This is a genomic window from Pedococcus sp. P2_A3 (assembly GCF_056405035.1).
On the sequence record NZ_JBFUCW010000007.1, the window covers coordinates 42,651 to 64,999 of the forward strand.

The 22,349-nt window shown below is 65.8% G+C and carries 19 protein-coding genes; 7 read left to right on the plus strand and 12 right to left on the minus strand.

The annotated features are described in order from the left end of the window. Positions 1–11: 11 nt before the first annotated feature. The 4 genes from AC1DX8_RS07435 to AC1DX8_RS07450 all read right to left on the minus strand — a co-directional run bounded on the left by AC1DX8_RS07435 (position 12) and on the right by AC1DX8_RS07450 (position 6,427). A complete protein-coding gene (locus AC1DX8_RS07435) occupies positions 12–1,664 on the minus strand; it encodes a (2,3-dihydroxybenzoyl)adenylate synthase (protein ID WP_477629281.1) in 1,653 nt (550 codons plus the stop codon). Next, positions 1,661–3,748 (minus strand): acetate--CoA ligase family protein, encoded by a 2,088-nt coding sequence (locus tag AC1DX8_RS07440; RefSeq protein ID WP_477629282.1) that lies wholly within the window; start codon positions 3,746–3,748, stop codon positions 1,661–1,663. Before AC1DX8_RS07440 ends, AC1DX8_RS07435 begins: the two co-directional genes overlap by 4 nt. Next, a complete protein-coding gene (locus tag AC1DX8_RS07445; RefSeq protein ID WP_477629283.1) occupies positions 3,741–5,261 on the minus strand; it encodes an FAD-dependent monooxygenase in 1,521 nt (506 codons plus the stop codon). Before AC1DX8_RS07445 ends, AC1DX8_RS07440 begins: the two co-directional genes overlap by 8 nt. A gap of 530 nt (positions 5,262–5,791) precedes the next feature. Continuing rightward, a complete protein-coding gene (locus AC1DX8_RS07450; protein ID WP_477629284.1) occupies positions 5,792–6,427 on the minus strand; it encodes a TetR/AcrR family transcriptional regulator in 636 nt (211 codons plus the stop codon). A 198-nt stretch (positions 6,428–6,625) separates the two neighbouring features. Between AC1DX8_RS07450 and AC1DX8_RS07455 the strand changes: the two genes are divergently transcribed. The 6 genes from AC1DX8_RS07455 (at position 6,626) to AC1DX8_RS07480 (ending at position 13,085) form a co-directional block, all read left to right on the plus strand. Further along, positions 6,626–7,381, plus strand: a complete 756-nt coding sequence (locus AC1DX8_RS07455; protein ID WP_477629285.1) for an ATP-binding cassette domain-containing protein — start codon at positions 6,626–6,628, stop codon at positions 7,379–7,381. Next, on the plus strand, positions 7,378–8,442 hold the full coding sequence (locus AC1DX8_RS07460; protein ID WP_477629286.1) for an ABC transporter permease: 1,065 nt from the start codon (positions 7,378–7,380) through the stop codon (positions 8,440–8,442). Before AC1DX8_RS07455 ends, AC1DX8_RS07460 begins: the two co-directional genes overlap by 4 nt. 38 nt (positions 8,443–8,480) lie before the next feature. After that, complete coding sequence (locus tag AC1DX8_RS07465; RefSeq protein WP_477629287.1) at positions 8,481–9,491, plus strand: sugar ABC transporter substrate-binding protein; 1,011 nt, start codon at positions 8,481–8,483, stop codon at positions 9,489–9,491. A gap of 341 nt (positions 9,492–9,832) precedes the next feature. Continuing rightward, positions 9,833–10,471: a cyclase family protein gene (locus tag AC1DX8_RS07470; RefSeq protein ID WP_477629288.1), complete on the plus strand. Its 639-nt coding sequence runs from the start codon at positions 9,833–9,835 to the stop codon at positions 10,469–10,471. A gap of 167 nt (positions 10,472–10,638) precedes the next feature. After that, complete coding sequence (locus AC1DX8_RS07475) at positions 10,639–12,333, plus strand: glycoside hydrolase family 3 protein (RefSeq protein WP_477629289.1); 1,695 nt, start codon at positions 10,639–10,641, stop codon at positions 12,331–12,333. A 17-nt stretch (positions 12,334–12,350) separates the two neighbouring features. Next, positions 12,351–13,085: a beta-phosphoglucomutase family hydrolase gene (locus AC1DX8_RS07480; protein WP_477629290.1), complete on the plus strand. Its 735-nt coding sequence runs from the start codon at positions 12,351–12,353 to the stop codon at positions 13,083–13,085. 111 nt (positions 13,086–13,196) lie between these two features. Here AC1DX8_RS07480 and AC1DX8_RS07485 read toward each other — a convergent pair whose 3' ends face one another. Genes AC1DX8_RS07485 through AC1DX8_RS07495 form a run of 3 tightly spaced genes read right to left on the minus strand, consistent with a single transcriptional unit; the run spans position 13,197 to position 15,878 of the window. After that, complete coding sequence (locus AC1DX8_RS07485; protein WP_477629291.1) at positions 13,197–13,874, minus strand: 3-oxoacid CoA-transferase subunit B; 678 nt, start codon at positions 13,872–13,874, stop codon at positions 13,197–13,199. 1 nt (position 13,875) lies between these two features. After that, positions 13,876–14,658, minus strand: coding sequence for a CoA transferase subunit A (locus tag AC1DX8_RS07490; RefSeq protein ID WP_477629404.1), 783 nt, complete (start codon positions 14,656–14,658; stop codon positions 13,876–13,878). A 2-nt stretch (positions 14,659–14,660) separates the two neighbouring features. Next, complete coding sequence (locus AC1DX8_RS07495; RefSeq protein ID WP_477629292.1) at positions 14,661–15,878, minus strand: acetyl-CoA C-acetyltransferase; 1,218 nt, start codon at positions 15,876–15,878, stop codon at positions 14,661–14,663. A gap of 78 nt (positions 15,879–15,956) precedes the next feature. Here AC1DX8_RS07495 and AC1DX8_RS07500 point away from each other — a divergent pair, with 78 nt between their 5' ends. Continuing rightward, positions 15,957–16,853 (plus strand): LysR substrate-binding domain-containing protein, encoded by an 897-nt coding sequence (locus AC1DX8_RS07500; protein WP_477629293.1) that lies wholly within the window; start codon positions 15,957–15,959, stop codon positions 16,851–16,853. Positions 16,854–16,948: 95 nt separating this feature from the next. Here the strand turns inward: AC1DX8_RS07500 and AC1DX8_RS07505 are convergent, their stop codons facing one another. The 5 genes from AC1DX8_RS07505 to mhpA are packed head-to-tail and all read right to left on the minus strand — an operon-like array spanning position 16,949 to position 22,310. Continuing rightward, positions 16,949–17,758, minus strand: coding sequence for an IclR family transcriptional regulator (locus AC1DX8_RS07505; protein ID WP_477629294.1), 810 nt, complete (start codon positions 17,756–17,758; stop codon positions 16,949–16,951). Positions 17,759–17,769: 11 nt separating this feature from the next. After that, positions 17,770–18,642 (minus strand): intradiol ring-cleavage dioxygenase, encoded by an 873-nt coding sequence (locus tag AC1DX8_RS07510; protein WP_477629295.1) that lies wholly within the window; start codon positions 18,640–18,642, stop codon positions 17,770–17,772. Next, positions 18,639–19,751: a maleylacetate reductase gene (locus tag AC1DX8_RS07515; RefSeq protein WP_477629296.1), complete on the minus strand. Its 1,113-nt coding sequence runs from the start codon at positions 19,749–19,751 to the stop codon at positions 18,639–18,641. The genes AC1DX8_RS07510 and AC1DX8_RS07515 overlap by 4 nt, the downstream gene beginning before the upstream one ends. Beyond that, the gene (tsdA, locus tag AC1DX8_RS07520) at positions 19,748–20,737 is read right to left on the minus strand and encodes a gamma-resorcylate decarboxylase (protein ID WP_477629297.1); all 990 of its coding nucleotides are present in this window, start codon (positions 20,735–20,737) and stop codon (positions 19,748–19,750) included. Before tsdA ends, AC1DX8_RS07515 begins: the two co-directional genes overlap by 4 nt. Positions 20,738–20,762: 25 nt before the next feature. Next, positions 20,763–22,310: a bifunctional 3-(3-hydroxy-phenyl)propionate/3-hydroxycinnamic acid hydroxylase MhpA gene (gene mhpA, locus AC1DX8_RS07525; RefSeq protein ID WP_477629298.1), complete on the minus strand. Its 1,548-nt coding sequence runs from the start codon at positions 22,308–22,310 to the stop codon at positions 20,763–20,765. Between the last annotated feature and the right edge of the window lie 39 nt (positions 22,311–22,349).

Consider the following 22,349-nt stretch of genomic DNA (forward strand, 5'->3'; position numbering starts at 1 on the left):
GTTGTTGGTGTTCACCGGCTGGCCTCGGTTGTCGTCGTGACGTGCTCGGCGACCTCAACCCGCAGGGTGCGCTTGTCGATCTTGCCGACCTTCGTCATCGGGATTTCCTCGACCAGCTCGAGGCGCTCCGGAAGCTTGAACGCGGCAATGCCACTGTCGAGCATGGTTGAACGCACCTCGTCCAGAGTCAGCTCGACGCCCTCCTTGACGACGACGACCAAGCACACCCGCTCGCCGAACACCCGGTCGGGATATGCGACCACCGCTGCGAGCTCGACGCCCGGGATCCGGTAGGCCAGGCTTTCTATCTCTTCGGCCGAGATCTTCTCGCCACCACGGTTGATGAGGTCCTTGTCGCGCCCATGGACGACCAGATTGCCGTCGGCGCGTTGCTCGACGATGTCCCCGCTGCTGTACCAGCCGTCCACGAAGGATCGCTCGTTCGCGTCGGGCGCACGGTAATAGCCGCAAGGCGTGTAAGGCCCCTTGGTCAGGATGAGCCCTCTCTCCCCCGCCGGGACGTCCAGGCCGAAGGGGTCGACCACCCTGACCTGGTCCGCGTCGGAGACCGGTCTCCCTTGCGTCGTACGGATGACCTCTTCGGGGTCGTCCAGACGTGTCATGTTGATGAGGCCCTCGGCCATCCCGAAGACCTGCTGCAGGGTGCAGCCCAGAACCGGGCGCACCCGAGCCGCGACCTCGTCCGGCATCCGCGACCCACCCACCTGCAGGACCCTCAGGCTGTCCAGCTCTCCGGCTCCCACCTCCTCGGCGTGGTCGATCCACCGCTGGGCCACGGCGGGCACTGCCGCGGTGATCGTGACGCCTTCGGCAGCGATGGTGGCGAACGCCCTGACGGGTTCGGGGCTGCCGAGCAGCACCACTCGTCCGCCGGTCAGCAGGACCCCGAGTATCCCGGGGCAGGCGAGGGGGAAGTTGTGCCCCGCCGGCAAGGTCACGAGGTAGACATCCGTCTCGTCGATCTCGCTCGTGCGTGCGCACTCGCGGGCGTTGTACTCGTAGTCGTCGTGGGTCCGGGCGATGAGCTTGGGGAGTCCTGTGGTGCCGCCAGAGAGAAGGAAGAGTGCCACGTCCGAAGAGGAGGGAGACACGAGCTCCCCCGCCACCGCACCACCCGCCAGGAGGTTGTCCAGGGCCGTCTGTCCTTCCATGACCTCTCCGGATACCAGGATGTGCTGCACTGAGGGGCACTCACGGGCAACCTCTTGGGCGAGCACCCGGTGGTCGAATCCGCGCACTTCGTCCGGTACGACGATCGCTCGCGCCTCGGACACCTGCGCGATGGCCGTGAGCTCGGTCGAGCGGTGCGCGGGGAGGGCCATGACCGGAACGATTCCGGCGCGGAGGCAGGCGAGGAGGATGACCACGAAGTGCCACGAGTTGGGCAGTTGCACGACGACGCGGTCGTCGGGCCGCAGCCCCAGGTCGAGCAACCGGCCGGCTCCAGCCTCCGCGCGCTCCCACATCTCCGCATATGTCAACCGCGTCGCACCGTCCACGAGGGCGATCTCGTCCGGCCTGGCTGTCGCTGTCTCGCGGACGGCGTCGGCGAGGGGGCGGCCCCGCCAACGCCCTTCGGCACGGTACTGGCGCACGGACTCCTCCGGCCAGGGGACGACGCCTTCGGCTGTCGGACGGGTCATGACTGGTCCTCCTGTGCAATGACTACGGCGTCGAGCGCCACGAGGCCCGTGTGCGTCAGCCTCAACGGGTTGATCTCGATCTCCGAGAGCTGGGGGTTCTCGACCAGTACGTCGAGCAGCCGCCGCGCCACGCGAGCGAACTCAGTCCGGTCAAGCACGGGACCGCCACGGTGACCATCGACGAGCGCGCGGCTCCTCAGTCGGTCGGGGAGCTCGGCGAGGTCGGCCAACGACGACGGGGCTCCGCAGATGGCGGTGTCCTCCCAGATCTCGGCCTCCACGCCACCGAGACCGAGGACGACGATCGGGCCGAAGACGGGATCCCGGCGGACTCCGAGGATGAGGTCGCGTCCCGACGGAGACATGGACTCGACGAGGAACTCGGTGGCTCCAATGGCTGAGAGTGCGTCGATGGCGGCAGCCATCGTGGCAGAGTCGCGCACGCCCAGATGAACCCCGCCGATGTCGGTCTTGTGCAGCACTGTCGCGTCGAGGATCTTCACGGCCAAGGGGGCGGTGAGAGTTCCGAGCGCGAGGCGAGCGTCATCTTTGCCTGCACACACCTGACGGGCTGGGGTCGCGAACCCGATGGCGTCCAACAGGTCCTTCGCGGCGGCTTCGTGCCACGGCCCCGGGGGCAACGGACTCGTCGCGCCTGGCGCCAAGGCAGGCGGGTCATCAAGGCGAGTGCTTTCGCGGGCCCGTGCCCTGGCATCTGCGGTGATTGCGGACAAGCCCTGCACCAGGGCGGTGGCACCCCCGAGAACCGGTATGTCGTGGTGCGCCGCCTCCCGGACTCTCCGGATCTCGTCGGCCGGACCGTCCACGGCAACCACCGTCGGGACAGACGGTGCGGCAGCGGCGACTGCCGCGGGCAACGTGATGACGGGCTCGGTGATCCCGTAAACACCCAACACGTCGATCGCAGGGTCCTCGGCCACGGCCCAGATGATGTCTGGGTACGTGTCGCCCGGTCGTCCCGTGTCTACCGGGTTGCCCAGGAAGGTCAGGGGCGGAAGGAGCTCCGCGAGCCGACCGGCCGTCTCGTCGCCGAGGCTGGGCAGCTCGAGACCGCGCGTGGCAAGCTCGTCCGCGATGATGAGGCCCGGTCCCGCCTGCCCGGTGACGAGCCCGATCCCGGGGTGACCGTTCTTCCGCATGCGAGGGGCAGTCAGCGCGCTCGCCGCGTTGACAAGCTCAACCTCTGTGTCCACAACCACCGCACCGGCTTGTCGGAGTAGCGCCCGCGTGGTCGCCCATGAGGTCGCGAGCGCACCAGTGTGGGACGTGGCGAACTCGGAGATGTCGTTGCGCCCGACCACGAGAACGGCGATGGGCTTGCGCAGTGCACACTCGCGAACCGAGCGCAGGAGCCGCTGCCCGTCGGAGACGTTCTCGAGGTGGAGCGCGACCGCCTTCGTTGAGGGATCGCGTGCCAGGTAGTCGATCACGTCCGGTGCCTGCACGTCGGTGCCGGCACCAACGCCGACTCCAAGGCTGACGCCGGCACCCACTTGGTCCAGCTGGAAGGCCAACGCGTGGTTCACTCCTCCACTGGCGGCCACGAGGCCGACGGCGCCAGGCCTCAGCGAGGCGGCGCCCGGGACGAAGGTTGCGAAGAGCCCGGCGCTGGGGCGGAAGAAGCCCGAGGTGTTCGGCCCGAGGACGCGCAAGCCACTGTTATCGATGGCGTCCTCGAGGTCGCGCTGGACTGCAATCCCCGCCTCGCCGATCTCTGCGAAACCGCCCGAGCAGACAAGCGCCGCACCGAAGCCCGCGTCGGAGCACTCGAGGAGCGCCCGCGGCACCAGCTGGGCGGGTATGCACAGGACTGCCAGATCGAGGATGCTCGGGTGAGACGCGGCCGCCTCCGCAACGGAAGCGAAGGCTGAGGGGTGGTTGCCACTCGGGTTGACCGCAGCGACCACGCCGGCGAAGCCCGAGAGCGAGGTCATCATGGCGTGGCCCAACTTGCCCGGGCTGGCCGATGCCCCGATGACAGCCACTCCTTGGGGCTCGAGGAGGCATGACAACGAGACACCCGCGGCCGGCGGGCTGCCGTGGTTCATCACCTGCTCAACCATGGAGTGCCACCGCGTCTGCCCGCCCAGCCAGGACCACTGTCTCGGGATCCATCCGATCGCCCGGCTCGGCGACGACGACGGTCGGTGTGGTGTGGGTCAGCCGCACGTCCTCGCTGAGGAGCAGGCGGTCCAGTGGCGTTCCGCCCTTGATCACGGCCACCTCGGCGTCGGTCAGGAGCGACGGTATGTCGTGCACGGGCTTCGAGGCGTCCAGGACTGCCGTCCTCGCCCCGATGCGCTCCCCGTGCTGGTCGATCCGAAGGCCATCCCCCACCCAAGCCAGCAGGCGGCCCGGCATGGTCGAGCTTCCAATCGAGAATGGCGTCTGCAGCGCCGGCGCCCCGTGTCCGGCGATCCAGTCCTCGCGGACGGAGGCGACGAGTCCGGGATCACGCGGTTCAATGCGGTCGATGTCGATGGACCGGGAGAAGAAGTGGAAGGCGAACTGGGTTGGTTCGAAAGCCGTGTGGTACCGGCCGAACCTCTCCCACCAGCTCAGACCACCTCGAGCAGAGTCCTGTATTCGCGCCACTTGCGGCTTGCGTTCCGCCTCATAGGCCGCGAGGGCGGCCGCGACGTCGCCACCGCTGTTGGCGAGCTCGTGAGCCAGGACGATGCCGTCCTCCATGGCCATCTTGGTCCCCGAACCCACCGAAAAGTGAGCCGTGTGAACCGCGTCTCCCAGCAGGACGATGTTGCGGTGGGACCACCGCTCACTGCGCCGCGTTTTGAAGGACGCCCATCGTGAGTGGTTCGCCACGACCTCCCGCCCGTTGATGTCCGCGGCAAAGAGGTCTTTTACGAACGCCTTGGACCTGTCGTCGGACGGTCCTGGCGCTTGGGTCACGTCGAAGGCGTCCAGCCCTGAGTCCCGCCAGGTCTGATCGTCGGTTTCCACGATAAAAGTGCTCAGGTCGGCGCTGATGGGATAGGCGTGCACGGCGAAGTTGCCCTCTGGCGCCCTGCGGTGGACGAAGGTCAGACCGTCGAACATGAAACGCGTTCCGAACCAGATGAACTTGGCAGAAGCGGTGTCGACGGTGTGCGAGATGTGGTCCTCGATCGAGCTCCTCACGCGGGAGTTGGCCCCGTCCGCACCGACGACGACATCGAAGTCGTCAGCCAAGGTCGTCAGCAGGTCGGGTGTCACGTCGACCCCGAACCGCACGGTCACGCCCTTCGCCCTGGCGCTCTCCTGCAGGATCGGCAGGAGAACGCCGCGATGGATGGCCGCCATGCCGTTCCCTGCGAATGACCGCCGCTCGCCCTTCAGCCAGACCTCGATGCGGTCCCAGTGCGTCCCGTGCGCGGACAGAGCCTCTCGGAGGACGGGATCGGCAGCGTTGATCTGGTTCAACGTCGAGTCCGAGAAGACGACGCCGAAACCGAAGATGTCGTTGGACTGGTTGCGTTCGAACACCGTCACCTCGGCGGACGGGTCAGCAGCCTTGTACTGGCTGGCGAAGAACAGGCCCCCAGGCCCGCCGCCCACTACCGCCACGCGCAACGTCATCGGTGCTCCAGTGTGTCGTGTTCTTACTTCCGAATATAACTACTTTCCGTTCCGATACGTCGAGATGTTATATGAACACCTACGGACGAGCCAGCCCAGTTCACTCCTCAGGCCGGTCGAGCGGGTCCATCAGGTCCATTACCCGCGGGCCACTCCACGCTCCAGCGCCTCGGCCAGCGGTGCGGCGATGGCCTTGAAGAGTCATCAAATGTCCCTACTCCCCTCGAAGGCGGCGGCTGCCCGACCCATCGGATCGTCTCTCTCCCATAGTGGGTCGTCCAGTCGTCCCCGCAGATGCGCGGCAGCTGCCTGCAGTGCGTCAGTCGTGCCGCACCTGTCCCGACCCACCCCGGGCCGAGGAAGCAGTTCAACAACATCCTCTCCACCGCCGCCGCAGACCGACTCCGCCACTATCGGCCACCAGTTCGCGGGCTTCTTCGACGACGCTGCCTGCTCCTCGACAGGCCGTTCGACTCCGGAGTTCCGGAGCGTCCCTGTAAGGCGGCGATTATGGGGCGAACTTCGGACACCTAGTCGCGAGGCGGGAGTGACACGTCAAGTGGTTCGCTGAGGAGTTCGTCGACCCTGACTCGGAACTGCGAGGGCATGTCGACGACGTCAGGGGAATACAGCCACTGAACTTGCAGTCCGTCCAGGAGGGCTGTCAGCTCTATCGCGACGCGCTCGACGTCAACTTCTTCGCGCATCTGGTTGCTGGACTGAAGGGCTTCGAGGGCATCTCGCAGCCACCCGCGGACAGTGGAGTACCGGGCGACGAAGTAGGCATGCGCTGGGTGCTCTGGGTGTGTGGCCTCCGCCGCGAGGACGGCGAAGAGGTTGACGATTCCGGGTTGTGACGCGTTGCGCTCGACCAGGCGAACCATTCGTTGCAAGAAGTCGCGCGGATTCCCACGCGGGTCGAGGGTGCCGTGGAAGATCTGCCCACGGTTCAGCTCGTCGCGACGTTGCAGCACAGCCTCGAGCAAGGCTTCCTTGGTCTGGAAGTGGTGTAGCAGCCCCGCGCGAGTCACACCGCAGTCCTCCGCGATCTGGGCGATGGTCGTGTTCCAGTAGCCGATCTTCCCGAAGGCTTCGAAGGCAGCCACCATGATCGCCTCGCGCCGCGCGATGCCTGGTGCGTAATGCCGGGGCCGTCCGCTGCCCATCCGACCTCCCAGGTGTTGGTCCTCCCGTGCGCCGTGATCCTTTCACGCCGTGCGGCCGCGGCCCCCTGCGCGGTGGCTGACAGATTCTCAAAATGAAAACCTACACATGCGTTAGTTTTCATGTTAGCGTACGGGCATCGCACTGAAGCGGTGCGTGAAATGGAGACCAACGATGTTCACCTCTTCACAAGGACTTCCATGGCAGCCGACGACTGCGTAGTCGGATGCCAGAACGTGGCCAAGCGCTTCGGTCACGTCGAGGCGTTGCGCAATGCCAACGTGATCGTCCCCGCGGGCAAGGTTGTCGCCCTCGTCGGCGACAACGGCGCAGGAAAGTCGACGCTGATGAAGACGCTGCTCGGCATCAACAAGCCCGATCACGGCGACGTCATCATCAACAACGAACCGGTGCGACTGCACAGCATTCGGGACGCACAGGCTCTCGGCCTCGAGGCGGTTCATCAGGACCTCGCGCTCGCGCCCCACCTGTCGGTCGTGGAAAACATGTTCCTCGGACACGAACTGACCGGGCCGGCCTTTGGCACACTCTCCAGACGCGAGATGACAGAACGTGCCGATGTCGCCCTGTCAGAGCTGGGCATCAAGCTACCGTCGCTGACCGTCTCGGTGCGTGAGCTCTCGGGTGGACAGCGGCAGGCCGTCGCCGTAGCCCGCGCAGTCATGTGGGCTCGTGTCGCCGTGCTGATGGACGAGCCCACCGCCGCACTGGGCGCACGCCAGTCCGAGATCATCGCCGAGCTCATGCGGACGGTAGCCGCCCGGGGCCTCGGAGTGCTGGTGATCTCCCACGACTTGCCGCGCATCCTCAAGGCCGCCGACACCATCACCGTTCTTTGGCGCGGGGAGACCGTCCTCGACGCGCCAGCCAACGGACTCACCGTGCCCGACCTGGTCGCCACCATGGTCGGCTACCGAAAAGAGGACGTCGCATGAGCGCAACGCCCGCCCCCGCTGCCACTACGGCAGATGACCGAGCGCGAGCGCAGACATCCCGCGTTGCCACCTGGCTGCGCACCCGCGCAGCCTGGATCCTGCTGCTCGACGTCGCGCTCGTGGCGATCTTCACGGCATTGTCCCCTGACAACGTGTTCTGGTCCCAAGCGAACGCCGAAGCACTCATGCTCAGCATCTCCCAGACACTCCTGCTAGCGCTCGGCTTGGCCATGATGCTCGGTGCCGGGATCTTCGACCTGTCCTTGGGCGCGAACCTCGTGCTTTCGTCGGTGATCGGCGCTCAGGTGATGCACAACTTTCAAAGCACTCCCGGCGCGGCCTCGTCCTACGACTCACCCTGGCTGGCCATCCTCGTGGGCCTAGCAGCGGCAGTCGTCACCGGCATGCTCTTCGGGCTGATCAACGGTTTGCTCATCGCTGTCGGCGGGATCAACTCCCTGATCGCGACACTGGGAACGCTGGGCATCGGCACCGGAACGGCCCTGCTGCTCAGCGGAGGTACCGACATCGGCGCCCTGCCCGTCGCGCTGCAGACCGATATCGGACTGCGGACCCTAGGCCCCGTGCCTGTGCCTGCCATCGCAGCCATCCTGACGCTCGCGGCCCTGTGGGCGGTTGTCCGGTTCACTCGCTTCGGAATGCGCGTCCGTGCCATCGGATCGGCCCGAACCTCAGCCGAGCGAGCGGGTATCCGTGTCCGCGGGTACCTGATCACGCTGACTGTTCTCGGCGGGGGCCTCGCCGGTATCGCCGGCTTCATCGACCTGTCCAGATTCGGCTCCACGTCGATCGCCGGACACAGCAACGACGCGCTCGGCGCAGTTACCGCTGCCGTCATTGGCGGGACGCTGCTTGAGGGCGGGTACATCTCGGTCGTTGGAACCTTATGGGGCGCCGCTTTGGCCGTGATCTTGCAGGCCGGCCTGGTCATCCTCGGCGTCTCTGCCTTCTGGCAGCTGATCGTCGTCGGCACCGTCCTACTCCTTGCCGTTCTCCTCGACCGAATCGCCACGCTCCGACGTAACCGCTCCGCTGTCTGATTCGCCCACCCCCTCTCACACCACATTTGGAGACTCTCATGAACAACCTTCACACCTGGCGGCGTGCCGGCGTCGTCGCGGCCGTCGCGACCCTCGGGCTCACCGTCAGTGCCTGCGCCGGCAGCGACGACGCAGGATCCGGATCCACCAGCGCCGCCAAGAGCATTCGCTTGGCAGCCGTTCTGCCCAATACCTCAGACCCGTTCTTCGCATCGATCTCGTGTGGGGCGCTGGACAAGGCGAAGGAGCTCGGCGTCGAGCTGAAGACGTACAACTCGACGACCCCAGACGCCAACACCATGTCGTCCAACTTCCAGACCGCGCTCCTTGGGTCGCCCAACGGCGTGCTCGTAAGCCCGTTCAACAACAATCAGTTCATCGCCCAGTACAAGCAGCAGATGGCCAAGGGCGTGCCGGTCGTCACTCAGTCCAGCACGGACCCGCAGAGCGAGTTCAAGGCGATCTTCAGCAACACCGACACTGCCCCACTGGCCGCGGACGTTGCTGACCTGATCCCGCAGGGTGCTGGCACCATGGTCTTCCTTGGAGGGGCCCCCGGCATCCCGCCCTTGGAGCAGCGCACGAAGCCTTTCGTTGAAGCTGTGGCCAAGCAGCGTTCGGACCTGAAGGCACTCCCCACCGACTACAGCGGCTTCGACGTCAACAAGACGACGACCACCGTCTCTTCTCTGATCCTTGCTCACTCGGACCTCAAGCTCGTCATCGCCGCGGACGGCCCGGATGCCCTGGGGGCCGCAGCCGCCATCAAGCAGGCCGACAAGGCCGGCAAGATCGCCCTCATCGCCTTCGATGCGGTCCCGGGTGAGGTTGACGCGCTGCGCGCTGGCACGATCACCGCACTGGTGGCGCAGAACCCCACCGACATCGGAGCCAAGTCCGTTCAGGCCCTCGTTGACTACCTGAAGGCGCACCCGAACGGCGGTCCGGTCACCCCGGCCGGCAAGGAGGCCGTCGCGAACCAGGTGATTACGTCCAAGAACGTGGACGACCCGGCTACGAAGCCTTTCTTGTACCGCGCCGGCTGCTGATCGCAGGGCGGCGGCGCGACCGCGCCGCCGCCCTCAGCTTGACGAAGGGACCCGCAATGCCTGAGCCCGCTCGCACGCTGCTCTCGAGGGACGAATTCGACCGGTTGCGCATTAGCTTGGGGGTCTCCACGGCCCGGCGGCCGGACCCCTCGACCATCGTCGCCGCTGCCGGCTTGGTCCGTCATGGCCTGGTGGTGGCTGCAGGTGAGGGACCAGCCGCCCCGGGGGAGACATCGGACGGCCCGGGAGGACCCTACCGATTGGTCCAATGGGTCGACGAGGCTGATGCGTGGCACTCGGTCAATGACCGAATCGAGCTCGACCTCCATGGCTCGGCGTCAATGACTCACATCGACGCCTTTTCGCACTTCGCTTGGCTCGCCGACGGCGATGGCAACGGTGGCGAGGAGGGGAAAGGGTTGGCGCCCTCAACCTCGGAGGCTGCCAACACCGCGCACACCGATGCCGGTCAGGTCTTGACTAGCGGAGCCATCGTTGCGCGCGGCGTGCTCGTGGATGTACCTGGACTGGTTGGCTCACCCGTGCCACCAGGGCACGTCGTTACACCTCTCGACATCGCCAACGCGCTAGAACGGCAGAACGTCCAGGTCCGGCGCTGTGACGCTCTGTGGTTGCGGTTCGGGCGGACTCGACAGCGGTTCTCCGACGACAGTCTGGGTCACGAGCCCGAGGCCGGGCTCAGCATCGCGTGCGCGACGTGGTTGGCCAGCGTGGAGCCGTCGGTGGTTGTCACCGACTTCGGCATGGACGGAACACCTTCAGAGGTCGAAGGGATCCCAGTGCCGTGGCATGTGCTGCTCTTGACGAGTCTGCGAGTGCCCTTGGTGGACATGGCGAACCTCACCCCGATCGCCCAAGCATGTGAGACGCAGTCGACGTGGGAGTTCATGTCCGTCGTTGTCCCCCTTCCGCTTCCTGGGGCTACCGGCTCACCCGTCAACCCGATCGCGATCTTCTAGCTCCCACACCGCGAAACGACTCGTGCAAAGGCACGTCACAGGCAACGGCCGGGCTGGGAACCGGCCGCCGCGCCAACACCGCCACACAACCACCCGGTGGGACCCACTGTTCCGCCCCTCTCCCGATTGGTCGATCACACGAAATGACTGCTCGCACTTCTTCCTCCATGACGCACCGCCCCGTCGACCTTGGTGAAGCACCTTTCAACCTCGACGTCGATGACCGTTTCTGGGTCGAGCAGACCCTCGACGGAATGACACTCGAGCAGAAGGTCGGTCAACTGCTGTGCCTTTACCTGCGCACGGACGACGTTCCGACTTGGTGGGGACAGTTGCAGGGCTACGGGATCGAACCGGGTGGTGTGCTCATGCTGCCGCGTACGACAGACAAGGCGCGTGACGACGTCACCAACTTGCAGGTGCTTAGCCCGATCCCGTTACTCGTGGCAGCCAACCTCGAGTCTGGAGCCGTCAACTTCCTCACCGACGCTGAAGCGTTCGCGAACCCCATGCAGCTCGCGGCCACTGGCGACGTGACCRCCGTTGAGCTCTTGGCCACGCACTGCGGCCGCATCGCCTACGACGTGGGCATCAACTGGGCCTTTGCGCCTGTGGTTGATGTTGCGGTCAACCCAGCCAACCCCATAACCAACACTCGCACCTTCGGTGAGGACGTTGAGACGGTTGCGACGTTCGGCTCCGCCTACATCCGAGCGTTGGAGCAGCGTTCGATCGTGACGTCGCCCAAGCACTTTCCCGGCGACGGTGTCGACGGACGTGATCAGCACCTCGTCACGTCCAACAACGATCTGGACGTCAATGCCTGGCAGGCGACTTTCGGTGAGGTGTACCGTGCCGTGATCGCCGCCGGAGCCCGCACGATCATGGTCGGGCACATCCGCCAGCCGGCACTGAGCCGGTCCCTGCGACCCGGCATAGAGCCGCACCAGCTCATGCCCGCCTCGCTGGCGCCGGAACTGCTGGGCGACGTGCTGCGCGACCAACTGGGGTTCAACGGGCTGATCGTGTCCGACAACACCGTGATGACCGGATTCACTTCGGTCATGACGCGCCGAGAGGCGCTGCCCACCGCCCTGAATGCCGGCATCGACATGCTCTTGGGGAACCTGTCAGTGGTCGAGGATTTCGAGATCCTCCTCCACGCCGCCCGCTCGGGCGCTGTGCCGGCCGAACGCCTCGACGACTCGGTGCGGCGAGTACTGGCCACGAAGGCGTCCGCCGGTCTCCACCGGCCAGCGACGCGTGACCCAGGCGATCTGGGCTCGAGCGAGGTCGATGCCGTCGCGCGAGATGATGTCGCGCGCCGATCCGTCACCTTGGTCAAGGACACGCAGGAACTGCTGCCCCTCAACCCCGCCCTGCACCGCCGGGTCTTGGTGTTCGTTCTCGGTGACGAACCCACGTTCTACGACCCCAGCGGCCCATTCGCGCCGCGGTTCGTCGAGGGCCTGCGCGAGCGTGGCCTCACGGTGGATGTGGTGAAGGTGCCGTCAGAGCATGGGGACCCCGCTGCAGCTGAGCACCTCCACAACCGCTATGACCTGTGCCTGTACTTCGCGAATCTTCGATTCACTGGCAACAGCAACAGCCTCAGAATCGCCTGGACTCCGTGGCAGGGCCACGACGCGCCGCGACATGTTGCCAGCCTTCCGACGGCGCTCGTCTCGATCGCCGACCCGTACGTCTTGCAGGACGTGCCCATGATTCGCACGGCAATCAATGGGTACACCCCGACCCCCTCCACGGTCGATGCGGCCCTGGCTGTGCTCTTCGGTGAACAGCCCGCGCAAGGGCAAAGCCCGGTGGATCCATTCGTCGGACACTGGGACGCAGCACTGTGAGCGGCGATCGGACACCGGTGACGGCGGCTGAGATCCGTGGATGGTTGTTCGACCTCGACGGAGTCCTGACTCCCACGGCCGACGTCCACATGCGGGCGTGGGCAGCAGTCTTCGATCCATACCTGGCCGCTGCGGGCGTGGGCGAGTACACGGACGCCGACTACTACTCGTTCATCGACGGCAGGCCCAGATACGACGGCGTACGCGCCCTGCTGGAGAGTCGCGGCATGCACATTCCCGAGGGGGACCCATCGGACGCGAGCAACGTGGAAACCGTGTGCGGCTTGGGGAACCGCAAGAATGACGCGTTCCATCTCGTTCTGCGCAGCGGCGGCGTCGTTCCCTATCCGGGCAGTGTCGCCTTCCTAGACGCAGTGGTGCAACGAGGCTGCCAGGTTGCTGTCGTTTCCAGCTCGAAGAACGCCCCCGAGGTGCTCGCAGCTGCGGGCCTTGCGGACCGGTTTGAAGTCGTCGTCGACGGAGGATACGCCGCGAGTGAGCGGCTGCCAGGCAAGCCCGCCCCGGACACGTTCATCAGAGCGGCTTCACTTCTTGGGCTCCTCCCAGGTCAGGCAGCGGTGGTGGAGGACGCCGCATCCGGAGTGCGCGCTGGTCGTGCCGGCCTGTTCGGGCTCATCGTCGGGCTGGACCGCGGCGTCGGAGCCGCCACCTTGGCTGCCGAAGGCGCTGACACTGTCGTGACCGAACTGGACCAGCTCCTCGACTCCCTCCGTTCAGCTCCATCGCCGTGACTGGCGCACGACGCCCCAGGCCAAGCGCATCGGCCATGGCGCGATCCGCAGGGTGGACACGCTGAAGTTGTCCGTGCGAGCGGGGCGCGTTCCTGCGTCCTGCTGTCGTGCTCAGGCGTTGGTCGGTGCGCCTCCGGGCTGCTTCGCACCACTTCCGGTGCGGTCGACGACTGTCGCCGATGTGGCGAGCACAACCTGGTCCAGGGTGACGCCGGGAGCAAGCTCGACCAGTTCGAACCTGTCGTCGATCACGTCGAGAACAGCCAGGTCAGTGACGACGCGTTTCACCACATTCCGACCGGTCAACGGCAGGGTGCAGCCTGCCACCAGTTTCGCCTGGCCGGTGCGAGTGGAGTGCTCCATCAACACGATCACTCGTCCAGCGCCGCTCACCAGGTCCATGGCTCCGCCCATGCCTTTGACCGTTGCGCCGGGCACCATCCAGTTTGCTAGGTCCCCGTTGCTGGCTACCTGCATGCCGCCAAGAACAGCCACATCAATGTGGCCTCCTCGAATCATTGCGAAGCTGAGCGCGGAGTCGAAGTAGGCGGCACCTGGCCGGACGGTGACGGTCTGCTTGCCGGCGTTGATCAGGTCTGGGTCGACGTCCTCGTCGTACGGGAAGGGTCCGACGCCCAAGATGCCGTTTTCTGCGTGCAGGGTCGCCGTGGAGTCTTCGGGCAGGTGAGCCGGTATCAGTGTGGGTAGACCGATGCCGAGGTTGACGTATTCACCGTCGCCCAGCTCGACTGCCGCGCGCGCTGCCATTTCGTCACGGGACCACGGCATATCAGCTCTCCTGCGTCATGGGTGATGGACGGTGGCGGGTGGTGCGCTTCTCGATCTCCTTGCGCGCCGCCTGCTCGGCGGTGAGGGCAACGACACGTTGCACGAAAACCCCTGGTAGATGAACGTCATCGGGGTCGAGCTCGCCGACCTCTAGCACTCGCTCGGCTTCGACGATGGTGACTCGTCCGGCCATGGCGGCGTTGGGGTTGAAGTTGCGTGCCGACGCGTGGAAGACGCAGTTGCCGGCCCGGTCTGCCACGGCCGCACGCACGAGGGCGAAGTCGGTAACGATGGACTCCTCCAGGACCATGGGTCTGCCGTGGAACGTGCGCACCTCCTTGGGCGGGGACGCGACGGCGACCGAGCCGTCGGGTCCGTAGCGCCAAGGAAGGCCCCCCTCGGCCACTAAAGTGCCCACCCCCGTGGGTGTGTAGAAGGCGCCGAGTCCTGCCCCACCAGCCCGGAGTCGTTCGGCCAGCGTTCCTTGTGGGGTGAGTTCGACGTGCAGCTCTCCGGCGAGGAACTGGCGAGCGAACTCCTTGTTCTCACCGACGTATGAAGCGATAACGCGTGAGATCCGGCCGCGTTCTAGCAGGAGCCCCAGCCCCGCACCATCGACACCGCAGTTGTTGGAGACGACGGTCAGATCGGTGACGTTTCCGTGCACGAGTGCCTCGATGAGAAACCAAGGAATGCCGGCCAGGCCAAACCCCCCGACGGCGAGACTGGAAGCGTCGGGGATGTCGGATACTGCGTCCGCTGCAGAACTGACAACCTTGTCCAGGCTCATGCGGCGTCCACATTCTCGAAGACGGCGGCAATTCCTTGACCGCCGCCTATGCACATCGTCTCGAGTGCGAATCGTCCGCCGCGGCGCCGCAGTTCGTATGCCAGCGTCGCCAGGATGCGTGCTCCTGTGGCACCGACCGGGTGTCCTAGGGAGATTCCGGACCCGTTCGGGTTGAGCCGGTTGTCTTGCGCGTCGATTCTCCACTCGCCCAGACAGGCCAGCACTTGGGCTGCGAATGCTTCGTTGAGCTCGATCAGGTCCATGTCGGCGAGGCTCAGGCCCGCCCGGGTCAGGGCCGCTGCAGTTGCCGGCACTGGGCCGACACCCATCGTCTCCGGTGCGACCCCGGCGACAGCCCACGAGCGCAGCGCGAGGATGGGTTGAAGTGCCCGGCGTTTGGCCTCGGTGCGGGTGGTGACGATGCAAAGGGCGGCTCCGTCGTTCTGGCCGCTGGAGTTGCCGGCGGTGACGGTGGAGCCCGGGTCGACCTTGCGGCGCATGGGCGGGAGGGCGGCCAGGGTGTCCATCGTCGTGTCGGCCCGTGGATGCTCGTCCTGGTCGATGACCAGGTCGGGCTTGCTGCGGGTGCCGGCTACTACGACGGGGACGAGCTCGTCGGCGAATCGGCCTGCTGCGTGGGCGGCGATGGCTCGCTGGTGGGAACGGTGGGCGACCTCGTCCTGTGCGCGACGGCTGATCGCATTTTCGCGACGTAGGTTCTCTGCGGTCTCGATCATTCCATCGCGTATGGGGTGGTGCTGCCCGCCCGCGGTCTCGCGGGCCCGTGCCAGGCGATCGGCGAGCTGGACGTTGCCGCTGCGGATCCCGGTGCGTAGTCCGAGGGCGTAGTGCTCCACCTGGGACATGGACTCGACGCCTCCGGCGACAACCAGTCGGGCCGCTCCGGTGGACACCATGCCTGCGGCGTATAGGACGGCCTGCAGGCCAGATCCGCATCGACGGTCCACCTGCACTCCCGGCACGGACGTGCCAAGGCCGGCATCGAGTGCAGCGACGCGTCCGATCGCGGGCGCTTCGCCGTTGGGGTAGCCCTGGCCGAGGATGACGTCGTCGAYGTCGCCATCGGACAGGTTCGCGCGGTGCGCCAGTTCTCGCAGGAGCCCGGCCACGAGGTCGGCCGCGGTCAGTGACGCCAGCCTGCCTCCGAACCGGCCGACCGGAGTGCGCATCGGGTGGCAGATCACAATGTCCATGCCGTCGAAGGTACGCAGTCGGCTCGGAAGAGAGAAGTACCTATTCGAGCGTTATTAGAACTGTGCGAGTATGAGTAGGTGGAACTTCGTCTGATGCGCTACTTCGTTGCGGTTGCTGAGGAATTGCATTTCGGGCGGGCTGCGGCTCGACTGCACATGGCGCAACCTCCGCTGTCGCAGCAGATCCGGCTGCTCGAGGCGGGCCTCGGGGTGGAGCTCTTGAGGCGTACGACGCGCAAGGTTGAGCTGACGGCTGCAGGGGTGGCCTACCTGGACCGGGTGCGTTCTGTGCTGTGGGAGGTCGAGGACGCCGCGAGGGAGGTACGGCGAGTGGCGGCCGGTACGGAGGGCAGGTTAGTCGTGGGTTGTGTGGGGTCCGCGACGTACAGCCTGTTGCCAGCCCTGGCGCGCAGGCTGCGAGAGGAGCTGCCGCGTGTCGACTTCAGCTTTCGCGGCGAGATGCTCGCACCGGCGCAGGTTGAGGCGCTGGTCGCAAGGAACATCGACCTGGCCCTTCTGAGACCACCAGTTGACAGCTCTGAGATCGAGCTGCGGACGCTGCGCCACGACAAGCTGATCGTGGCGCTGCCGGAGGGGCATCGGCTCAGTGGGCGCAAGCGTATCAAAGTCAGTGACCTCAGGGATGAGAACTTCATCATGCACGCGGGCCAGGGACGTTCAGTGATGAGCGGTGTCGTCGCCAGCCTGTGTCAGGATGCCGGCTTCGTGCCCCGCGTGAGGCAGGAGGTGGCCGAGACCTCCACCATGGTCACGTTTGTCGCGGCCGGGCTGGGGGTTGCCGTCGTCCCTGAGCCAGTGTCTGCTCTCGGCGTGCCCGGGGCGACGTTCAGGCCGCTGACGCCACGGTCTGCAATTGAGCTCTGTATGGCGACGCGGGCAGGTGAGCCCGCCCCGCATGTGGCGCGGGCCGCCGAAGTCCTCACGCAGATGACGGGCGGCGCGCTCGAGCCGTAGCGGCAGTTCTTGCTGCGTTCTTGTCTCCTAGCCTGGCCGTGCCATGGAAGCCATTGCCGATGGGTCTGGGTCGAGGGCGGCCAGGGTGAAGGTGGTCACGCTCCACGCGACGAGCCCAGGTCGAGACGAATACGGTCGATGGTCTGCTGCAGTTCGGACTCGATGCGTGCCAGTTCCGAAGCGTCAGCGATGCGGGCGGGTAGCGCCACTGCGATGACCAGCGGGATGGACTCTCCTGGGGGGAATACCGGGGCGGCGATGGACGCCACGCCGGGGATAACCCCGCCGGACGTGACGGCGACACCGCGACGCTTGACTTCGGCCCGGATCCGGTCGAGTTCTGCCGCGTTCGGCGGGCGTCCCGTGTCTGTCGACATCTGACTTTCCAAGACTGGCCGCGTGAGCGAGTCGGGCAGGTAGGCCAGGTAGACGCGGCCGACCGAGGACGTCAAGAGTGGCAGTGTTGCGCCGACGCGTACCGTGATCGGCAGAGCGTACGACCCATAGTCCCAGCGAACCAGAATCGGTCCGTGGTCACCCCACACGGCGAGGTTGACGGCGTGGGAGGTTCGGTCGCGCAGGTCAGGGAGATGTTCAGACACGAGGCCGACCTCGTCGAGGCGACGCAGAGACTCGACACCGATTCGGCGCATCGCCGGACCAAGGTCGTATAGCCCGGATCTGTGGGACTGCACGACCATGCCCGTGCGGACCAGGCTCACGAGGTAGCGGTGGACCTTGCTCGCGCCCATGTTGGCGGCATGGGCAATCTGGGTGAGGCTCATTGGACCGAGGCCAGCTTCAATGGTCTCAACGATCGACATGGCCAGTTCGACGGACTGGATGCCCTGCTGCTGGCCTTTTGGAGGTGCCTCTTGCGGCTGAGGCGCGTCGTCCGGTTGCACAGTGGACGAGTCTATCGGTGGGTCGGGTGCGGGGATGCGAGGTTGTCAGGGGTGTCCGGGGTGAGCACGAAGTCAAAATTGCACCGCCAAGTGGTGTCGTGGTCCGCGCGCTCGTAGTTGGTCACCAAGGACTCTTTCACCCCGAAGACCGCGTCGGAGCGGAGGTAGTCGTCACCTGCTGCGAATGTATGCGTGACGAGTCTTTCGTAGTTCACGGCCGTGATGAGGAAGTGCACGTGCGCTGGCCGGTACGGGTGGCGGCCGAGCGCACCGAGGAGCTGACCGACGGGGCCATCGTCGGGAATGGGGTATGACGTTGGCTTGATTCCGCGGAAGGAGTACGCGCCGTCGGCACCGGTGATGAACCTGCCGCGGTTGTTCCACTGCGGCTGGATGTCGGGCTGTTGGACGTCGTAGTAGCCGTCAGCATTGTCTGACCACACGTCCACACATGCGCCTGCGATAGGGGAGCCCGTGAGGTCCAGGACGCGTCCGGTGAACAGGCAGCTCTCACCCTTGCCGTCGAAGGTGATGTTCTCACCCATGCTGCGGATGGGTGCGCCGGTGACATGGAACGGGCCGAACACGGTGCTGTCGGTCGCGCCCTTAGGGCGGTGGTGGTTGATCGCGTCCACGAGCATCGACAGTCCGAGCACATCGGAGAGCAAGATGAACTCCTGCCTTTCGTGGTTGCACAACTGTCCCGTGCTGGTGAGGAATGCGATTGCGTGCTCCCACTCAGCCTCGGTCAAGGCCACCTCCTTCGCGAACGCGTGAAGGTGCTGGATGAGGCTTGTCATGATCTGTGCCACGCGTGGGTTGGCGTCGGGGCCTGTGCGTCCCAGGACTTCCTCGGCTGAGCGCTCCTCGGTGAAGAACGTCATGACTTGCCTGCGTCCGAGGCGCTTGAGCCGGGCCGGTGCCCCGCCCACGCATCTTGAAGTAAGGAGCGAATGCCGTGACGTTCCAAGGGTCGGGGAGTCCAGTACGGGGAGGTGAGGGCAAGGTCCGCCACACGGTCGAGGTCGGCTTCCGTCACGCCCAGGTCAGCAAGCCGTTGCGGGGCACCGACGATGCTGGAGAAGTCATAGAGGCTCGCGCCGAGCGGGCTTCCGAAAAGTTCACGTGCCGGGGCGAGTTGTTCCGCGGCTGCCTCAGCGACAAAAGCCATGGTGTGCGGCAAGAGGATTGCATGGGTGGGGGCATGGGGCAGGTCGAGACTTCCACCGAGGGTGTGGCACAGCTTGTGGTGGATGGACATACCTACGCCTCCGAGCACGGTGCCGCACAGCCACGCCCCGTAAAGGGCCGTATCCCGGGCGTGCTGGTCGCTCGGGTCGCGGTGGAGTGCAGGCAGTGCTTCCCGGAAGGCCCGTAGACCCTCCGTGGCTAGCACGGCGAAGAGTGGACTGCCGTCGCGTGCGTAAAGACCCTCGAGAGCGTGCGCCATCGCGTTCAGGCCGCTGGTCACCGTGAGGGCTTCGGGCAGGGTGTCGGTCAGGGATGGGTCGTATACGACGACCTCGGGCAGGATCTCCGGGCCGCTGCGAGTGGTCTTCACCCCATGTTCTGTCTCGCCGAGAACCGGGGTGACCTCTGAGCCCGCATAGGTGGTGGGGACCACGATCTGGGGCACTCCCGTACGGCTGGCGATTGCCTTCCCAAGCCCTGTCGTGGATCCCCCGCCTAGGGCAACGATTCCGTCTGCCCCGGATGCGCGCAATGTGGTGACGGCCTCGTCGGTCACGGCGACTGGAGTGTGCATGGTCGCGTTGCTGAAGACGCCTGCAGACAGGTCGCCCAGGGAGGCAGCCAGCGCGGCGCCGTGCTCGGCCTGTTCGGGGGTCGTGAGAACCAGCGCGCGGAGTACCCCGGCTCGTGCGACCTCCTCGGGGATCTGTGCCAGGCAGCCGCGCCCGAACACGATGCGGGCCGGCCCTGTCGTGTGGGTGAACCCGTGGAGTGCGAATTGGGGCGCCGGTTCGGCGTTCATCGGTCGAGGCCGAAGAGCGAGGCTGCGTTGGTCCGCCCGATCTTGGTGCGGTCCGCCTCTGAAAGTGAGGCTGCGTCGAACCAGTTGGCTGCGTGGTCGATGTTCTCGAAGGGCCAGTCGGTCGAGAACATGATGCGGTCGGCACCGAGCTCGAGGATCGCGTCGATGAGCGACTGGGTGCGGAAGTTGCCCGAAGTGGTGATGTGGAAGTTCTCGGTGAAGTAGTCGACGAAGCGTCGCTTGGCCGGGTAGGTGGGTGGAAGGTCGACCCAGGCATTGCGGTTGTCCATGCGCCACAGCATTGCCGGGATGCCCTCGCCCATGTGGCCAATGACGATTTGAAGCGAGGGGTGGTCGTCGAACAGGCCACTGGCCATGAGTCGCAGCGCATGGACGGCCGTCTCCTGCGCGAAAGCCCAGGTCGGGCCGAGCAGCCAGGGGTGGTTGTCGTAGATTCGGGCGTCCTGTGCGAGCGGGTTGCGTGGGTGGAGGTAGAACGGGACGTCGAGCCGTGCAACCTCGGCCCAGAATGGGCGGTACCAGGGTAGGTCGTAGTAGAGCGGCTCCTGCCCGTTGCCATGTTGGTCGTCTTGGGAGAACCCGTTGACGAGGGCGCCGACGAAACCGAGATCGGTGACGCACCTCTGCAGTTCCTGGGCGGCGGCGTCGGGGTCCTGGAGGGGCAGCGCGGCGAAGGCTCGGAACCGATCCGGACGTTTGGCGCACTCTTCGGCGAGGGCGTCGTTGGCGCGTTTGGCGATTTCGATGGCGCGCCGGCGGTCTGGGATCGCTTGGACGGCAGGTGCGTTCAGGGACAGGATCATCGTCTCGATGCCATGTTCGTCCATGAGTTCCAGGCGACGTCCCTGGACGTCCAGGAGTCGGTTCTGCAGTTCGTCCCAGTAGGTGCCGGGTACGAAGCCGGCGGAGTCCTGGAGTGTCTCGGGAATCGCCCAGTGCTCTTCGAGCGCGATTTTGCCTTTCATGATGTTCTCCTTGTCTGCGGGGGTGTCAGGCGGTGGTGCGGAGCTGGCCGAGCAGCTCTTTGATCAGCGCGCCCAGCTCCTCTGCGTTACCTGCCAGGGCGTAGATGTAGCTGTCCGGACGCACAATTGCCGCGACGCAGCCTGTGCTGGCAAACCAGCGGGTGTAGGTGCCGCCGGTGTCGGACAGGTCGGCGGGTTCGAACATGGACCCGATCCCGAAGGTGACTTCGCGCCCGCCGAGCGAGCCGAAGGCCGCGCGAAGGTCGTCGGGGATGGCTGCCAGGGAGACGGCGCTGTTGGCAACAACGAGCCACCCTGTGCCAACCACGTCGTCGAAGAGGGCGGTGCGTTCGGCTGACGAGACAATGCCCTGGGGGAGCATGTCTCCGCCACTGACTATGAGTCCGCCGCGCAGGGCCGGGTACACGAGCTTGTCCGGCTTCATGTTCGCTTGGCGTGCGGCGATCATCTGGGCGTCGCGAAGTTCGGCTTGTTCGACGTCCCGCATAGTCTGGACCCGACCGAGCTCGATGGCCTTTTCAGTGATGAAGCGGACGTGCGGTTCGCGTTCCACCTGGTATGTGTCGAGCAGGTCGTCGGGCCCGCCGCCGGCCACGACCATCTGAATCTTCCATGCCAAGTTTCTGGCGTCGCGAATGCCAGACACCATTCCCTGTGCGAGGAAGGGGGGCATCTGGTGGGCTGCGTCTCCGGCGAGCAGGACCCTGTGTTGCCGCCACTGCTGAGCAATGCTGGAGCGGAAGGTGTAGTTCGCGGTGCGGATCAAGTTGGCGTCGGCGGGGGTGAGGTAGTCCCCGACGCGCTCCCAGACCCGGTCGGTCCGGATCGCCTCCTCGGCCGAGGTGTCGGCCTCCAGCCGGAACGAGAACCGATGGTGGCCGGGGCCGATGTTCACGATGGCGATTGGTTCGGCGGGGTTGCAGACCTGACGGAAAGTGGGCAGCCCGGGGACGTCGTGCCGGAGCTGGAAGTCGCACACGAGCCAGTTTTCGAAGAACCCGTAGTCGTCGAGGCCAACGCCAATCACGTTGCGCACTGTGCTGTTGCCGCCGTCGCATCCGATCACGTAACGGGCGCGGACCTGTTGTTCGTTTCCGTGTGCGTCACGGCTCGTCACGGTGACGTAATCGGGATGCTGGTCGATGCCAGTCACCTGAGTGCCACGGCGGACCTCGACGGTGGGGAGGGTCTCAACGAGTTCGTGCAGCACGGTCTCGATGTGCGGTTGGTACATCATGTACTGAGCGGGCCAGCCACAGCGGCCGGGGTTGTCGAATTCGATGTCGAGCAGTACATCTTCACGGCCGTTGACCCACACGTAGCCCCGCTGCACGTTCGTGCCAGCCAGCATCTTCTCGGCTACGCCCAGTTTCTGGAATGTCCGCATGGTCTCGTCGTCAAAGGCCGCGGCCCGCGGCAGGTTGTAGAGGCCCTCATACCTCTCCATAGCCAGGACGCTGACGCCTTGTTGCCCAAGCAGTGCTGACAGGCTCATTCCGGTGGGGCCAAATCCGACGACGACAACATCGACGCCTTCTGCGGTGATGGTCATTTCAGGGCTCCTGGTCTTTGCTCACGAGGGCGTGAAGTG

Bases quoted from the DNA above. Each gene is read 5' to 3' on its own strand.
- AC1DX8_RS07470 (WP_477629288.1), top strand. From the start codon at position 9,833: ATGACTCACATCGACGCCTTTTCGCACTTCGCTTGGCTCGCCGACGGC.
- AC1DX8_RS07440 (WP_477629282.1), bottom strand. From the start codon at position 3,748: ATGGTTGAGCAGGTGATGAACCACGGCAGCCCGCCGGCCGCGGGTGTC.
- AC1DX8_RS07460 (WP_477629286.1), top strand. From the start codon at position 7,378: ATGAGCGCAACGCCCGCCCCCGCTGCCACTACGGCAGATGACCGAGCG.
- AC1DX8_RS07510 (WP_477629295.1), bottom strand. From the start codon at position 18,642: ATGACGTTCTTCACCGAGGAGCGCTCAGCCGAGGAAGTCCTGGGACGC.
- AC1DX8_RS07445 (WP_477629283.1), bottom strand. From the start codon at position 5,261: ATGACGTTGCGCGTGGCGGTAGTGGGCGGCGGGCCTGGGGGCCTGTTC.
- AC1DX8_RS07465 (WP_477629287.1), top strand. From the start codon at position 8,481: ATGAACAACCTTCACACCTGGCGGCGTGCCGGCGTCGTCGCGGCCGTC.
- mhpA (WP_477629298.1), bottom strand. From the start codon at position 22,310: ATGACCATCACCGCAGAAGGCGTCGATGTTGTCGTCGTCGGATTTGGC.
- AC1DX8_RS07450 (WP_477629284.1), bottom strand. From the start codon at position 6,427: ATGGGCAGCGGACGGCCCCGGCATTACGCACCAGGCATCGCGCGGCGC.
- AC1DX8_RS07485 (WP_477629291.1), bottom strand. From the start codon at position 13,874: ATGCCGTGGTCCCGTGACGAAATGGCAGCGCGCGCGGCAGTCGAGCTG.
- AC1DX8_RS07515 (WP_477629296.1), bottom strand. From the start codon at position 19,751: ATGAACGCCGAACCGGCGCCCCAATTCGCACTCCACGGGTTCACCCAC.
- tsdA (WP_477629297.1), bottom strand. From the start codon at position 20,737: ATGAAAGGCAAAATCGCGCTCGAAGAGCACTGGGCGATTCCCGAGACA.
- AC1DX8_RS07455 (WP_477629285.1), top strand. From the start codon at position 6,626: ATGGCAGCCGACGACTGCGTAGTCGGATGCCAGAACGTGGCCAAGCGC.
- AC1DX8_RS07435 (WP_477629281.1), bottom strand. From the start codon at position 1,664: ATGACCCGTCCGACAGCCGAAGGCGTCGTCCCCTGGCCGGAGGAGTCC.